General features: G+C 74.8%; 14 protein-coding genes and 1 other RNA gene. 6 read left to right on the top strand and 9 right to left on the bottom strand.

Annotated features, from left to right (window positions below):
• Together CP968_RS23305 and CP968_RS23300 are read right to left on the bottom strand one after the other, a co-directional pair.
• On the bottom strand, positions 1–861 hold the full coding sequence (locus CP968_RS23305; RefSeq protein WP_150519847.1) for a PhzF family phenazine biosynthesis protein: 861 nt from the start codon (positions 859–861) through the stop codon (positions 1–3).
• An 86-nt stretch (positions 862–947) separates the two neighbouring features.
• On the bottom strand, positions 948–1,709 hold the full coding sequence (locus CP968_RS23300; RefSeq protein ID WP_150519846.1) for an SDR family oxidoreductase: 762 nt from the start codon (positions 1,707–1,709) through the stop codon (positions 948–950).
• Positions 1,710–1,817: 108 nt separating this feature from the next.
• On the opposite strand from CP968_RS23300, the gene CP968_RS23295 reads away from it, so the two are divergent.
• A complete protein-coding gene (locus CP968_RS23295) occupies positions 1,818–3,212 on the top strand; it encodes a Bcr/CflA family multidrug efflux MFS transporter (RefSeq protein WP_150519845.1) in 1,395 nt (464 codons plus the stop codon).
• A gap of 50 nt (positions 3,213–3,262) precedes the next feature.
• Here CP968_RS23295 and CP968_RS23290 read toward each other — a convergent pair whose 3' ends face one another.
• A complete protein-coding gene (locus tag CP968_RS23290; RefSeq protein WP_150519844.1) occupies positions 3,263–3,982 on the bottom strand; it encodes a DUF4232 domain-containing protein in 720 nt (239 codons plus the stop codon).
• 201 nt (positions 3,983–4,183) lie between these two features.
• Between CP968_RS23290 and CP968_RS23285 the strand changes: the two genes are divergently transcribed.
• Complete coding sequence (locus tag CP968_RS23285) at positions 4,184–5,200, top strand: small ribosomal subunit Rsm22 family protein (RefSeq protein WP_150519843.1); 1,017 nt, start codon at positions 4,184–4,186, stop codon at positions 5,198–5,200.
• A gap of 18 nt (positions 5,201–5,218) precedes the next feature.
• Here the strand turns inward: CP968_RS23285 and ddaH are convergent, their stop codons facing one another.
• Positions 5,219–6,160, bottom strand: coding sequence for a dimethylargininase (gene ddaH / locus CP968_RS23280; protein WP_341873775.1), 942 nt, complete (start codon positions 6,158–6,160; stop codon positions 5,219–5,221).
• Between the two features lie 15 nt (positions 6,161–6,175).
• On the opposite strand from ddaH, the gene CP968_RS23275 reads away from it, so the two are divergent.
• Together CP968_RS23275 and CP968_RS23270 are read left to right on the top strand one after the other, a co-directional pair.
• Entirely contained in the window at positions 6,176–6,787 is a 612-nt protein-coding gene (locus tag CP968_RS23275) for a TetR/AcrR family transcriptional regulator (RefSeq protein ID WP_150519841.1), read from the top strand.
• A gap of 170 nt (positions 6,788–6,957) precedes the next feature.
• On the top strand, positions 6,958–7,707 hold the full coding sequence (locus CP968_RS23270) for a bifunctional DNA primase/polymerase (protein ID WP_150519840.1): 750 nt from the start codon (positions 6,958–6,960) through the stop codon (positions 7,705–7,707).
• Between the two features lie 111 nt (positions 7,708–7,818).
• Here the strand turns inward: CP968_RS23270 and yaaA are convergent, their stop codons facing one another.
• Entirely contained in the window at positions 7,819–8,622 is an 804-nt protein-coding gene (yaaA, locus tag CP968_RS23265; protein WP_150519839.1) for a peroxide stress protein YaaA, read from the bottom strand.
• Positions 8,623–8,806: 184 nt separating this feature from the next.
• On the opposite strand from yaaA, the gene CP968_RS23260 reads away from it, so the two are divergent.
• The gene (locus CP968_RS23260; RefSeq protein WP_150519838.1) at positions 8,807–10,252 is read left to right on the top strand and encodes an RNB domain-containing ribonuclease; all 1,446 of its coding nucleotides are present in this window, start codon (positions 8,807–8,809) and stop codon (positions 10,250–10,252) included.
• A 160-nt stretch (positions 10,253–10,412) separates the two neighbouring features.
• Positions 10,413–10,814, top strand: an RNA gene (gene rnpB / locus CP968_RS23255) — RNase P RNA component class A.
• A gap of 84 nt (positions 10,815–10,898) precedes the next feature.
• Here rnpB and CP968_RS23250 read toward each other — a convergent pair.
• The 4 genes from CP968_RS23250 to CP968_RS23235 form a co-directional block, all read right to left on the bottom strand.
• The gene (locus tag CP968_RS23250) at positions 10,899–11,471 is read right to left on the bottom strand and encodes a dihydrofolate reductase family protein (protein ID WP_150519837.1); all 573 of its coding nucleotides are present in this window, start codon (positions 11,469–11,471) and stop codon (positions 10,899–10,901) included.
• 177 nt (positions 11,472–11,648) lie between these two features.
• On the bottom strand, positions 11,649–13,076 hold the full coding sequence (locus tag CP968_RS23245) for a bifunctional RNase H/acid phosphatase (RefSeq protein WP_150519836.1): 1,428 nt from the start codon (positions 13,074–13,076) through the stop codon (positions 11,649–11,651).
• Positions 13,076–13,819, bottom strand: coding sequence for a zinc ribbon domain-containing protein (locus CP968_RS23240; protein WP_189829166.1), 744 nt, complete (start codon positions 13,817–13,819; stop codon positions 13,076–13,078). Before CP968_RS23240 ends, CP968_RS23245 begins: the two co-directional genes overlap by 1 nt.
• Positions 13,816–14,673 (bottom strand): Nif3-like dinuclear metal center hexameric protein, encoded by an 858-nt coding sequence (locus CP968_RS23235; protein ID WP_150519835.1) that lies wholly within the window; start codon positions 14,671–14,673, stop codon positions 13,816–13,818. Before CP968_RS23235 ends, CP968_RS23240 begins: the two co-directional genes overlap by 4 nt.
• Between the last annotated feature and the right edge of the window lie 11 nt (positions 14,674–14,684).

Raw genomic sequence — 14,684 nt, 5'->3', positions numbered from 1 at the left:
TCAGCCGATCCGTACGCCCGTGCCGCCGACCCGCACCCGCGGGTCGCCCGCGCGCAGTTCCACGGTGAGCACCCCCGGGCGGCCCATGTCGGCTCCCTGGTGCAGGGTCAGCACCGCGTCGTCCGGCACCAGGCCGGCCTCCCGCGCGTACGCGCCGAAGGCGGCCGCCGCCGCTCCCGTCGCGGGGTCCTCGACGACGCCGCCGACCGGGAAGGGGTTGCGCACGTGGAACTCCGTCGGGCCCGCCCGGTGCACCAGCTGGACCGTGACCAGGTCCATGCGCCGCATCAGGGCCGCCAGCCGGTCGAAGTCGTAGGCGAGGTCGGCGAGCCGGGCCCGGGTCGCGGCGCCGAGCACCAGGTGCCGGGCTCCGGCGTAGGCGATCCGCGGCGGGAACGCCGGGTCGAGGTCGGCCGGGGGCCAGCCCAGCGCGGCGAGTGCCTCGGCGAGGTCGGCGTCCGCGATCTCCTCGGTGTGCGGCTCGACGCTGGTCAGCACGGCCCGCAGCGCCCCGTCCTCGGAGGTGACCGAGACCGGCACGGTCCCGGCCCGGGTCGCGAGGACGAGCTCTCCCGGCCCGATCCGCTCGCCCAGCGCGACGGCGGTGGCCACGGTGGCGTGCCCGCAGAAGGGGACCTCGGTCCGGGGGCTGAAGTAGCGCACCGTGAAGGTCCGGCCCGGCTCGCCGGCCAGTCCCCGCGGGGGCGCGGTCAGGAAGGCGGTCTCGCTGTAGCCGAGCTCGGCGGCGACGGCCAGCATCGCGGCGTCGTCCAGGCCCTCCGCGTCGAGCACGACCCCGGCGGGGTTGCCGCCTTGCGGGTCGCGGGAGAAGGCGGTGTAGCGCAGCACGTCGTTCGTCATGTGTGCCACAACCCCGGCCCCCCGGAGCTGATTCCCGCGGGGCCGGGCGCGTGCGCGCGGGCCGGCGGTCCGGGCCGGGGTGCGGGTCAGCCGCGCCCGATGTACGGCATGTTCGTCGCCATCACCGTCGCGAACTGCACGTTGGCCCCGAGCGGCAGTTCGGCCATGTGCAGGACGGTGCGGGCCACGTCGGCCGCGTCCATGACCGGTTCGGCCGCGAGCTCTCCGTTGGCCTGGAGGATGCCGGTCTCCATCCGCTCGGTCATCTCGGTCGCGGCGTTGCCGATGTCGATCTGGCCGCAGGCGATGTCGTACGGGCGGCCGTCGAGGGACAGGGACTTCGTCAGTCCGGTCATCGCGTGCTTGGTGGCCGTGTAGGCGACGGAGTTCGGGCGCGGTACGTGCGCCGAGATCGAGCCGTTGTTGATGATCCGGCCGCCCCGCGGGTCCTGGTCCTTCATCTGGCGGAACGCGGCCTGGGCGCACAGGAAGGCGCCGGTCAGGTTGACGTCCACCACCGTCCGCCAGGCCTCGTAGGTGATGTCCTCCAGGGGGACGCCGCCCGGTCCGAAGGTGCCCGCGTTGTTGAAGAGGAGGTCCAGGCGGCCCCACCGCTCGCGCACCGCCGCGAACAGCGCGGTCACGTCGTCCGGATCGCCGACGTCGGCCCGGACGGGGAACACGTCGGCGCCGGGCCCGGCGGCGGCCGCGGTCTCCTCCAGCGGTCCGGGCCGGCGGCCGGCCGCGGCCACGGCCCAGCCGGCGGCGGCGAGGGTCAGGGCCACGGAACGGCCGATCCCGGAGCCGGCCCCGGTCACCACGGCGGTCTTCTTCCCACTTTCGTTCATGGGGCCGCAGGGTACGTCACAGCGCCCGTGCGGCCCCGGCCGTTCCGATAGCTGAGAGCATGGGGCGGTCAGGGGTGTACCGATCAGATGAGAAGACTGGAGTTCCGCATGTCGGAGAGAGGCCCCGCGGCGGCCCCCACGCACGCGTCGTCGCCCGCATCACCCTCCGCCGCCGAAGCCCCCACAACCCAGAGCCCTCCGATGACCCCGGTCACCCCCGGCGCCCCCACCGGGCCGATACCCCCGGTGGCCGACGGGCCGGCTCCCGCGGCGGCCGCTCCCCTGGCGGCCGCCCGCCGCACCGGTCTGCTGGTCACCTTCGTCCTCGGCGGGCTCACCGCCCTGCCCCCGCTGTCGATGGACATGTACCTCCCGGCCCTGCCGGAGGTCACCGACGCCCTGCACAGCCCGGCCGCGACGATCCAGCTCACCCTCACCGCCTGCCTCGCCGGCATGGCGCTGGGCCAGCTCGTGATCGGCCCGATGAGCGACAAGTGGGGCCGCCGCCGGCCCCTGCTGGCCGGCATGGTCGTCTACGTCCTGGCCACCGCGCTGTGCGCGCTCGCGCCGACCGCCGGGTCGCTGATCGCCTTCCGGCTGCTCCAGGGCCTGGCCGGGGCGGCCGCGATCGTCATCGCGCGGGCCGTCGTGCGCGACCTGTACGACGGGGTCGAGATGGCCCGGTTCTTCTCCACCCTGATGCTGATCTCCGGGGTCGCGCCGATCGTCGCGCCGCTCATCGGCGGACAGGTGCTGCGCTTCTCCGACTGGCGCGGGGTCTTCGCCGTGCTCACCGTGGTCGGCCTCGCGCTGACCCTGGTCGTCTGGCGCAGCCTCGGCGAGACGCTGCCGCCCGAACGGCGGCACACGGGCGGGGTGGGAGCGGCGCTGCGGACCATGCGCGGACTGCTCGGCGACCGCGTCTTCACCGGCTACACCCTGGCCGGCGGCTTCGCCTTCGCCGTGCTCTTCTCCTACATCTCGGCCTCGCCCTTCGTGGTGCAGGAGATCTACGGGGCCTCGCCGCAGGCCTTCAGCCTGCTGTTCGGGCTGAACTCCGTCGGCCTGATCGCCGTGGGCCAGGTCAACGGCAAGCTGCTGGTCGGCCGGGTCAGCCTGGACAAGGCCCTGGCGGTCGGTCTGGGCGTCATCACGGCCGCGTCGGTGTCGCTGCTGCTGATGTCGACCGGCGTCTTCGGCGAGGTGGGGCTGGTCCCGATCGCCGCCGGGCTGTTCGTGCTGATGTCGGCGATGGGCCTGGTGATGCCGAACACGAACGCGCAGGCGCTGATGCGCACGCCGCACGCCGCGGGATCGGCCTCCGCCCTCATCGGCACCTCCTCGTTCCTGGTCGGCGCCGTCGCCTCACCGCTGGTGGGGATCGCGGGCGAGTCCACCGCGGTGCCCATGGCGGTCGTCCAGTTGGTCTGCTCGCTGCTGGCCGTGGCCTGCTTCGTCGGCCTGTGCCGGCCCTGGCAGCAGCGCGAGCCGCAGGCGGCGTAGGCGACGGATGCGCGTACGGATACGGATGCGCGCAGGGGCTCCGGGGCCGTTCAGCCGAGGGGGACGGCGTCCTTCGGCGCGGTGTGCCAGTTGGTGACGACGGGCTTGTCGACGGTGAGGGCACCGACCGGCAGGGACACTGGGGCGGGGTCGTCGCTGTCGACGGCGACGACGAGGAAGTCGAGTTCCCGGCCGCCGTCCTCGCGGGTCGTCTTCGGGTTGACCCCGGCGTAGGCGGCGGTGTTCCCGCTCAGCGTGATCGGCTCGCCGACCGAGTGCTCCGCGGGGCCCGCCTCGGTGCCGTCGGAACCGAACGCCACGATCGGGAACGTGCCCGGCAGGACGCAGGTGACGCCCGGCTTCGCCTTCGCGATGATCAGGACGTAGCCGCCGGCCTGGGATTCGGACCGGGTGCTCCACGCGATGTCGCTCGCGGCGCAGGACTGCCGGACCGGCTGCCGCCCGCCCGCGCCGGTGTCGGCGCCGGAACCGGCCCCGCCGGTGCCCTTGGCCGACGCGTCGGAGCCCTTGGCCGCACCCTTCGGCGCACGGTTCGCGGAGCCCTGGTTGCCGCCCGTGGCCGGGGCGCCGGCGGGTGCGGCCGCGGCGTCGGCGGGAGCGGCGGACGGGGCGGAGGGGGCCGCGGCCGGAGCGCCCTGCGCGGCGCCGGTGTCCGTGGCCGCACCCGCGCTCTGGCACGCCGTCATCAGCAGGGCGCCGCCGACGAGGGCGGCGGAGACGAGGAGGGCCTTGCGACGGTTGCCGGACATGGGGTTCCCCTTGGTGATCGCTGGTCGCGGCGGAAGCGGTTCGGCTCCCCGGTGCGTGTTCGATCACTATGCGGGGCCGTCGGGCCCCCGGGGCCGGGCGTCCTCGTTCCCGGACGACGCTGTCGCAGAGCGGTGACATGGTCACGAAGTCCGGCGCCGGGCGCGGACCGGGCCGCCGCACCGGCGCCGTAAACTTCGCAGGTGAACGCCTCCGCCCCCACCACCGCCGAGACCCTCCGCAGCACGCTCGGCCGGCTGCTCGACGGGCTCCCGCCCAAGCAGGCCTCGGCCGCCGTCGAACGGCTCATCGCCAGCTACCGGGGGCAGACCCCGACCGACGCGCCCGTCCTGCGCGACCGCTCCGACGTGGTGGCGTACGCGGCGTACCGGATGCCCGCCACCTTCGAGGCGGTGCGCGCGGCCCTGGACGGCCTCGCGCAGGCGGCTCCCGACTGGGTGCCGGGCTCGCACGTGGACGTGGGCGGCGGCACGGGGGCCGCGACCTGGGCGGTGGACGCCACCTGGGACGGACCCCGCGAGACCGCGGTGCTGGACTGGGCGGAGCCGGCCCTCGCCCTCGGCGAGGAGCTCGCGGCCGCCTCCGCCTCCCCGGCTCTGCGCAGCGCGGGCTGGCGGCGGGCCGTCATCGGCTCCGGCCTGGCCCTGCCCGACGCCGACCTGGTGACGGTGTCGTACGTACTGGGCGAGCTGACCGCGCAGGCCCGTACGGCCGTGGTGGCCGAGGCGGCCCGGGCGGGCCGCGCCGTGGTGCTGATCGAGCCGGGCACGCCGGAGGGGTACCTGCGCATCCGCGAGGCGCGCGAGCAGCTGATCGCGGCCGGGCTGCGGGTGGCCGCACCGTGCCCGCACGACGGGACCTGCCCGATCGAGGTGGGCCAGGACTGGTGCCACTTCTCGGCGCGGGTCAGCCGGTCCTCGCTGCACCGGCAGGTCAAGGGCGGCTCCCTGGCCTACGAGGACGAGAAGTTCAGCTACGTCGCCGCGGCCCGCTTCCCGGTGGAGCCGGTGCCCGCGCGGATCACGCGCAGGCCGCAGATCCGCAAGGGCCTGGTCCTGCTGGACCTGTGCGGCCCGCCGGAGGCCGGGGCGGGCCCGGAGACGGGGCTGACCCGGGCCACCGTGACCAAGCGCCACGGCGCCCTCTACAAGGCGGCGCGGGACGCCGACTGGGGCCGGCAGTGGCCGCCGGCCGAGTAGCCGGCGGCCGTGCACGACCTAGGGCCGCAGCTCCTGCGTGCAGCACTTCACGCTGCCGCCGCCCTTGAGCAGCTCCCCCAGGTCCATCGGGACCGGTTCGAAGCCCCGGTCGCGCAGGGGTGCCAGGAGGCCGGTGGCCGCCTGGGGGAGCAGGACGTGCCGGCCGTCGCTGACGGCGTTGAGGCCGAGCGCCGCCGCGTCCTGTCCGTCCGCGATCAGGGCGTCGGGGAACAGGCGCCGGAGCACGGCCCGGCTGCCCGGCGAGAACGCGTCCGGGTAGTACATGACCTCGTCGCCGTCGAGGACGCTGAGCGCCGTGTCCAGGTGGTAGTAGCGCGGGTCGACGAGGTCCAGGCCGATGACGGGCCGGCCGAAGAACTCCTGCGCCTCGGCGTGCGAGAGCGGGCTGGACCGGAAGCCCCGGCCGGCCAGCAGGTAGGAGGCGGTGACGGCGAAGTCGCCCTCCGCCTCGTTGACGTGGGAGGGTTCGAGGACCTCCCGGTATCCGCGTTCCCGGAACCAGGCCAGGTGGATCGCCGCCTCGGCGGCCCGCTCCCGGTGGGCGAACCGGGCGCCGAGCACCCGGCCGTCGACGACGAGGGCCCCGTTCGCGGCGAAGACCATGTCGGGCAGGGCGGGGTCCGGTACGAGGGTCTCGACGGTGTGGCCGAGCGCGCGGTAGCGGTCTCTCAGGTCTTCCCACTGGGCGAGCGCCAGCGGGAGGTCCACCGGTTTCGTGGGATCCATCCACGGGTTGATGGAGTAGGTGACCTTGAAGTGTGCGGGTGGGCACATCAGGTAGCGCCGGGGTGTGGCGTCTCTGCGCAAAGAAGGCTCCTCACGACTTTCACGACCCGCCTCGCGACGGGTGTGGAGAGAATCGTCTCTCCTCAAGGGGGGCGCGCGCAGTGAACTGATCGGGTGGTTTACCGGACCCGCGGGAGACGAGACGTCTCGCATTGGTACGTTCTCGGCATGCCCAAGCCTCCCGACCCCGCGCGCCGCAGCGACCGATCCCGGCGCGCCATCCTCGACGCCGCCCTCGCCCTGGTCGGGGAGGTGGGCTACAACCGGCTGACCGTCGAGGCCATCGCCGCCCGCGCCGGGGTCGGCAAGCAGACCATCTACCGCTGGTGGCCGTCGAAGGCCGCCGTCCTGCTGGACGCCTCGCTGGCCCTGTCCGGGGACGCCGGGGCCGGGTCCGGCTGGACCGGCTTCCCGGACACCGGGGACCTGGCCGCCGACCTCAAGTACGTGCTGCGGGCGACGGTGGACGAGTTCAACGACGAGAAGTACGAGGCTCCCGCGCGCGCCCTGACGGCGGCCGGGGCCGCCGATCCCGAGCTCGGCGCCCGCTTCACCGAACGGGTGCTGGAGCCGCAGCTCGCCCTGTACGAGGCACGGTTGCGCACGGCCCGGGACGCGGGTCAGCTGGCGCCGGATACCGATCTGCGCCTGACGGTGGAGATGCTCCTCGGTCCGTTGACGTACCGCTGGCTGCTGCGCACCGCCCCCCTCACGCACGCGTACACCGACGCCGTCGTGGACGGGGTGCTGGCCGGGGTGGCCAAGGTCACCGCGGGCTGACCGGCCGGGGAGCGCGTCCGGCCGGGAACATCCGCACGATTTGTATGATTATCTGGGTGTTACCCCCTCCCCATCCCCAACCCCCCGGTTGAGGAGTCCGGTCACCCGGGGCGCAGGATGGTGGGAGCATGTGAGGGTCTTCCGGGGCAACGGTGTGGGTGAGGGGATAGATGGGGTCCGAGTCCGGCCGCGTCACGCGCGGCGAGCAGAGCAGGATGTCCCAGTGGCTGCGCCGGCGGCAGAAGCCCGCCGCCGAGGATCCCGCGCGCGAGCGCGAGGCGCTCCTCCTGGCCGTCGCCGCCGCCGGGCTGCCGCTCGCCCCCGCCGCCCATCCCGCCGGCTACCGGTGCTCGTGCGACCGGATCGGCTGTCCGACGCCCGCCCGCCACCCCGTCTCCTTCGCCTGGCAGACCCAGTCCACCACCGACCGCGCCCAGGTCGAGCGGTGGGCGCGCAACCAGCCCCAGGCCAACTTCGTCACCGCTACCGGCATGGTGCACGACGTGCTCGACGTGCCCCTGGAAGCCGGTGCGAGCGCCTTGGCCCGGCTGCTGGAGGCCGGGATCGAGGTCGGTCCGGTCGCCGAGTCGGGCGGCACGGGCGACCAGGCCCGGATGCTGTTCTTCACCGCCACCCGGGGCACCCCGGAGGACGAGGACGAGTGGTGGCCCTGCGAACTGGACTGCCACCCCGAGACGATGGACGAGCACCCGGGCCTGCGCTGGCACTGCCGCGGCAGCTACGTCCTGGTCCCGCCCGCGGCCCTGCCCGGTGACCAGGCCGTCACCTGGGTGCGCGGCATGGAGCACCCGCTGCCGGACCCGCTGACCCTGCTGGAGACCCTGACCGACGCCTGCGCCCGGTACGCGGGCAGCTCGGCCCAGACCCCGGCGGCCGTCGCCTGGCCCCTGGGCCGCTGACCGCACGACCGAGCCCCCCGTACGGCCGCCGCGCTCCGGCCGTACGAGGGGCTCGGTCGTGCCGGGGCCCGCTGGTGGCGGGTGCCGGCGTGCCCGTCAGTGGTGGACCCGTCAGTGGTGGATCTGCGTCACGACCACGTCCAGCGACCACGCCCTGCCGCTCTTCGCGGGGGCCTCGGCCTCGACGGTGTAGCCCAGGTCCCGCAGGGCCGTCACCAGCTCCGCCGGTCCGGCCGGCACCGCGCCGGCGAGCAGCAGGTCCCGGACCAGCCGGCCCTTGGTCGCCTTGTTGAAGTGGCTCACCACCGACCGCTTCTCGACCCCGTCGACCCACTGCGCGTGCAGCACCCGCACCGTCGCCGTCCGCCCGGCCACCTCCCCCTTGGGCTTCCACGCCGCCGCGTACGCCGACGAGCGCAGGTCCAGGACCAGCCCGTCCCCGGCGGCCTGCGGCATCACCTCGGCCATCGGCCCGCGCCAGTACGCGCCGAGCGCCCCGAGGCCGGGCAGCTTGACACCCATCGAGCAGCGGTAGGAGGGGATGCGGTCGGTGGTGCGGACCGCGCCCCACAGGCCCGAGAAGACGAGCAGGGTGGCGTCCGCGAGCTCACGGGCGGCCGGGGTCAGGGCGGCCAGGCCGAGGGCGTCGTAGAGCACGCCGGTGTACGTCTCGGCCGCCGGCCGGGCCGGCGCCGAGCGCAGCGCGGCGTTCTTGGCGACCTCGGCGCGCAGCCCCTCGCTCAGGCCCAGCACCTCGCGCGCCTTCAGCTCGTCGCCCGCGCACAGGTCGAGCAGTTCCTCCAGCACCCGCGCACGGGCCGGGGCCAGTCCCGGCAGCGACAGCGTCTGCGGCTCCAGCGGCGCGCCGGAGCCGCCGGCGGCCTTTCCCTCGGACGGCGGCAGCAGCACGAGCACGGTGGTTCTCCTTCGGTACGACACGGCGCAGGGGATGCGGCCCCGGAGCCAGGGTAGACGGGCCGCGCCGCCCTCCGGGACGGCCGCGGGGCCCGCCGGGGCCGGTCGCGTTCCGGGCGGGGCGGCCCGGATCCGCGGCCGCCGCCACCCTCCCGGCGCGGCCGAAAGGCCCTAGGCTCGGTGCATGCCACGCCGTCGTATGCACATGACCGGCGCAGACGGGGCTGCCCTGCGGGCCGCGCTGCGTGAACTGCGGACGAAGCTGGACGTGCCGGAGGAGTTCGGGGCCGAGGCCCTCGCCGAGGCCGAGCGGGCCGCCGGCGACCCCCGGCTGCCGGAGCTCGACGCCACCGACCTCCCGCTCTTCACCGTGGACCCGCCGGCCTCGGTCGACCTCGACCAGGCCGTGCACCTGGCGAAACGGTCCGGCGGCGGCTACCGCGTGCACTACGCCATCGCCGACGTCGCCGCCTTCGTCTCCCCCGGCGGCGCCCTCGACACGGCCGCCCACCAGCGCGTCAGCACCCTCTACTTCCCCGACGAGAAGGTCCCGCTGCACCCGCCCGTCCTGTCGGAGGACGCGGCGAGCCTGCTGCCCGACCGGACCCGACCGGCGCTGCTGTGGCGCCTGGACCTGGACGCGGACGGCCGGGTCGAGGCCACCGACGTCCGCCGGGCCCTGGTCCGCAGCCGGGCCAAGCTGGACTACGCGGGCGTGCAGCGGGCGATCGACAGCGGCACGGCCGAGGAGCCGCTCGCCCTGCTCCGGGAGGTCGGCCGGCTCCGCGAGGCCCTGGAGCGCGAGCGCGGCGGCATCTCGCTGAACGTCCCCGAGCAGGAGATCGTCGAGCACGACGGCGGCTACCGGCTCGTCTACCGGGCCCCGTTGCCCGCCGAGGGCTGGAACGCCCAGGTCTCCCTCATGACCGGCATGGCCGCCGCCGACCTGATGCTCGCCGCCGGGACCGGAATCCTGCGCACCCTGCCCACCGCGCCCGCCGGCGCCGTCGGGCGGCTGCGGCGGGCGGCGCGGGCGCTGCGGATCGACTGGCCGCACCACGTCCCGTACGCCGAGCTCGTCCGCTCCCTCGATCCGCACCGCCCCGACCACGCCGCCTTCCTCCAGGAGTGCACGGCGCTGCTGCGGGGCGCCGGCTACACCGTCTTCACCGGCGGCTACACCCCCGATCCGGTGGTGCACGCCGCGGTGGCCGCCCCGTACGCCCACTGCACCGCGCCGCTGCGCCGGCTCGTGGACCGCTACGCCGGCGAACTGTGCCTGGCCGCCGCCGCGGGCGCCGGGGTTCCGGAGTGGGTGGTGTCGGCGCTGGCCGCGCTCCCCAAGGAGATGGCGGAGGGCACCCGGCGGGCGAACACCGCCGAGCGCGAGTCCGTGGACCTGGTCGAGGCCGCCCTCCTCAAGGACCGCGTCGGGGACACCTTCGAGGCCACGGTGATCGAGGTCCGCGACCGGGAGCCGCTGGTGGGCACCGTCCATCTGGAGGATCCTGCGGTGGTCGGCCGCGTCGAGTCCCCCGCCGGGCGGCCGCTGCCGCTGGGCGAGCGCATCCGGGTCCGGCTGACGCAGGCGGACCCGGGCACGGCCAAGGTGCTGTTCGCCCCCGCCTGACCGCCCGGGTGGCCTGACCGCCCGGGGTGCCGGATCGCCCGGGGGGTGAGCCCGACGAGCGCGGCGATCTCTCCGATCCGCATGGCTCCGGTAGAAACGTTGCCGCTGCGTCAAGGTCAAGCGGCCGCGGTGCAGCCGGTAGCATGGTCAGCGCGACAGACGAGTCGGCCGGGCGGCCGCGTCGGGGTCCCAGGATCCCGCCGAGGAACGTCCGGGCTCCACAGGGCAGGGTGGTGGGTAACGCCCACCCGGGGTGACCCGCGGGACAGTGCCACAGAAAACAGACCGCCGGGGGCTTCGGTCCCCGGTAAGGGTGAAACGGTGGTGTAAGAGACCACCAGCGCCTGGGGTGACCCAGGCGGCTAGGTAAACCCCACCCGGAGCAAGGTCAAGAGGGGTCGTCTCCGGACGGCCCTGCGCGAACGTCCGAGGGCTGCCCGCCCGAGTTCGCGGGTAGACCGCACGAGGCCGGTGGCAACGCCGGTCCTAGATGGATGGCCGTCTCCCCGGCGACCGCGAGGTCTCCGGGAGACAGAACCCGGCGTACAGGCCGGCTCGTCTGTCGTCCTCGACGACGTGTGACCCCCCGCCACCTGTGGCGGGGGGTCACACGTCGTCGGTGCGGGTCGTCGGTGCGGGGGTCCGGTCAGCGGACGACGTCGAAGACGTTCTTCTGCAGGCCGTTGGCGTAGGCCTCGTGCTCGACCAGCTTCAGCTTCTGCGCGTCCTTGTCGGTGGCGCTGAAGAGCCGCTTGCCCGCGCCCAGCAGCAGCGGGAAGACGAGCAGGTGGTAGCGGTCGATGAGACCGGCGTCCGAGAGGGCCCGGTTCAGGGCGGCGCTGCCGTGGACGATGATCGGGCCGCCCTCGGTCTCCTTCAGCGCGGCGACCTCGTCGAGCGAGCGCAGGATCGTGGTCTCGCCCCAGTTCGACACCAGGTCGTCCTCGGTGAGGGTGGTGGAGACGACGTACTTCGGCATCGCCTTGTAGTCGGCGAAGTCCTCCATGTCGGGCCACACCGGGCTGAACGCCTCGTAGCTGGTCCGGCCCAGCAGGATCGCGGCGGCTTCCTTCTGCTCCCGGCCCTTGATCTCGAAGGCCTCGGGCAGGAACTCGACGCCCTTGAAGGTCCATCCGGAGTTCCGGTAGCCGGGCTCGCCGCCCGGTCCCTCCACGACGCCGTCGAGGGAGATGAAGGCGGTGCTGATCAGGGTGCGCATCTCGGGTTCCTCTGTGTCTCGTGTCCGCGTCCCGGCGGGTGCGGCCGGTGCCCGCCCGGCCACCCTCGTGGCTGCGGTGCGGCAGTCGTGGTCTATGACTGTGGATCATGGACGGACTCATCGGTCCCCGCCCACTTCTTTTCCGACGGCCCCGGTGATCCGCCACGATGACGGGCCCTAGCGCAGGTGCGCCGTGTCGTTGAGCAGCCGGACCGAGGCGTTGCCGTCCGCGTAGTAGGCCACCGCCGACAGGGAGGCCGCGGAGAGTTCCATGCGGAACAGGGACTCGGGCGGGGCGCCCAGGGCGAGGCGGACGAGGATCTTCACCGGGGTCACGTGGGTCACCAGCAGCGTGGTGCGGCGCGCGTGCGCGGCCAGCAGCCGGTCGCGGGTGGCGGAGATCCGGCGGGTGGCGGCCGCGAAGCTCTCGCCGCCGCCGGTCGGGGCCGCCCGCGGGGAGTCCAGCCAGGCCTGGAGGTCCTCCGGGTGGCGCTCGCGCACCTCGGCGAAGGTCAGGCCCTCCCAGGCCCCGAAGTCCACCTCGCGCAGGCCCTCTTCGACGGTCACGGTGAGGCCGAGGCGGTCCGCGACGGCCTGGGCCGTCTCGCGGCAGCGGCGCAGCGGCGAGCTGACGACGGCCTGGACGGTACCGCGGGCGGCCAGCGACTCGGCGACCGCGGCGGCCTGCCGGCGGCCGGCCTCGGACAGTTCGGGGTCGCTGCCGCCGCTGCCCGAGAAGCGCTTCTGCGGGGTGAGGGCGGTCTCGCCGTGCCGCAGCAGCACGAAGGTGGCGGGGGTGCCGAGGTCGGGGCCCCAGCCGGGGGCCGCCGGGGCGGTGCTCCCGGCGGTGCTCCCGGCCGCGCGGGCGGTCGGGCCGGCGGCCGTCGCCGGGCCCGCCGGGGCCGGTTCCGGCATCGTCTGGGTGGTGGAGTCGAGGCACGGTTCGATCGTGTCGGCGGCCTCCGGGTGGACCGGCCGGGCCGCCGTGTCCGCGAACAGCGTGTCGGCGACGGCCTGCGCGGCCGGGGCCGGGCGGCCCGCCGGGGCCCCGGCACGTGCGCCCGTACCGGCGGCCAGGGCCGCCCGGACCGCCGCGGCGCCCGCGACGGGGTCGCCCGGGGGGCCGGCCGGCGGGAGGGCGGGGGCGGCGGCGCGGTCGAAGACGGCCGTGGAGCCCGAGGGATCCCACCGCTCGCCGCGCTTGCCCGCGTCCATGGCCTCGTTGGCGAGCCGGTCCGCGTGCTTGTTGCGCTCGCGCGGGATCCACTCGTACGTGACCTGCGCGCGCGGCAGGACCTTCGCGGCCTCGGCGGCCAGCGGCTTCATGTCCGGGTGCTTGATCTTCCAGCGGCCCGACATCTGCTCGACGACCAGCTTGGAGTCCATCCGGACCAGGACCACCGCGTCCGCGGCGAGGTCCCGCGCGGCCTTGAGCCCGGCGATCAGGCCCTTGTACTCCGCCACGTTGTTCGTCGCGACGCCGATGTACTCGGCGCGCTCGGCCAGCGTTTCGCCCGACGCCGGGTCGAGGACGACCGCGCCGTAGCCGGCGGGCCCCGGGTTGCCCCGGGAGCCGCCGTCCGCCTCCACGACAAACCGGGGCATCAGATGCCCGAGTCGGCCGTACGGACCAGGATGCGGCCGCAGTTCTCGTGACGGACGACCTGGTCGCGGGCGGCGGCCTTGATCTCGTTGACCTCGGCCATGTCGAGCTCCAGGCGGCAGCCCTCGCAGCGGCGCTGGTAGAGGCGCGCGGCGCCGACCCCGCCCTGCTTGACGCGGATCTTCTCGTAGAGGGCCATCAGGTCCGTCGGCATGGAGCCGACGATGACCTCGCGGTCCTTGGTGACCTTGGCGACCTCGGCGTCGATCTCGGCGGTGGCCGCGTCGCGGCGCGCGGTGGCGTCCGCCGTCTTGGCCTCCAGGGAGGTGACCCGCTCGGTCAGCGCGGCGACGCGCTCCTGCGCGCCCTCCAGACGCTCCATGACCTCCAGGACCACGTCCTCCAGGTCGCCCTGGCGCTTGGCGAGGGAGACGACCTCGTTCTGCAGGTTGGCCAGGTCCCGGGCCGAGACGCCGACGCCCGAGTCCAGCCGCTGCTGGTCGCGGACGGCGCGCTGGCGCACCTGGTCCACGTCCTGCTCCGCCTTGGTCTGCTCGCGCGCGGTGTCGCTCGCCTGGGTCTGGGCGGCGACGAGCAGGTCGCGCTGCTGCGCGAGGTCCTTGGTGAGCGAGTCGAGCTCGGCGTGCTCGGGCAGCGACTTGCGCTTGTGGGCGAGCTGAGACAGCCGGACGTCCAGGGCCTGGACGTCGAGAAGTCGGATCTGGTCGGCGGGCTCGGCGTTCAGTTGGGGGCTCCAGGGAGAGAAGGGGTGGTGACGGACGGCGCGTGCGCCGTCCACGGGTCGGTGACCGTGCGCGAGACGTGGGTCCGCAGACCCCAGCCGTTGCGCTCGGAGATCGCGTCGAGCTGCGCGGCCGCCTGTTCGCACCAGGGCCACTCGGTGGCCCAGTGGGCGGCGTCGACGAGGGCGAGCGGGCTCTGCTCGCGGGCCTCGGACACCGGGTGGTGGCGCAGGTCGGCGGTGACGAAGGCGTCCACGCCCGCGGCGCGGACCTGCTCGAAGAGGCTGTCGCCGGAGCCGCCGCTGACGGCGACGCGGCGGATCGGCGCGTCCGGGTCGCCGGCCACGCGGATGCCCTGCGCGGTGGGCGGCAGCCAGGCCGCGCAGCGGGCGGTGAACTCCCGCAGGGTCTCGGGGTGGTCGAGCTCGCAGAGGCGGCCGAGGCCGCGGCGGCCGGCGGGGTCGCTCGGGTCGGGCACCAGCGGGCCGGTCACGCGCAGGTCGAGGGCGCCGGCCAGGGCGTCGGAGACGCCGGGGTCGGCGGTGTCCGCGTTGGTGTGGGCGACGTGCAGCGCGATGTCGTGCTTGATCAGCGTGTGCACGACGCGGCCCTTGGGGGTGCCGGCCCCGACGGTGGTGGTGCCCCGCAGGTAGAGCGGGTGGTGGGTGACGATCAGGTCGGCGCCGAGGGTGACCGCCTCGTCGGCGATCTCGCGGACCGGGTCGACGGCGAACAGGACGCGGGTGACCTCGGCGTCGGGGTCGCCGCAGACGGTGCCGACGGCGTCCCACTGCTCGGCCCGCGAGGGGGGCCACAGAGCGTCCAGCGCGGCGATGACTTCAGAGAGACGGGGCACGTGCCAAGGCT

The organism is Streptomyces subrutilus (assembly GCF_008704535.1).
Classification (GTDB): Bacteria; Actinomycetota; Actinomycetes; order Streptomycetales; family Streptomycetaceae; genus Streptomyces; species Streptomyces subrutilus.
The sequence above is the reverse complement of the archived record's forward strand: the minus strand, read 5'-3'. Positions and strand labels throughout refer to the sequence as shown.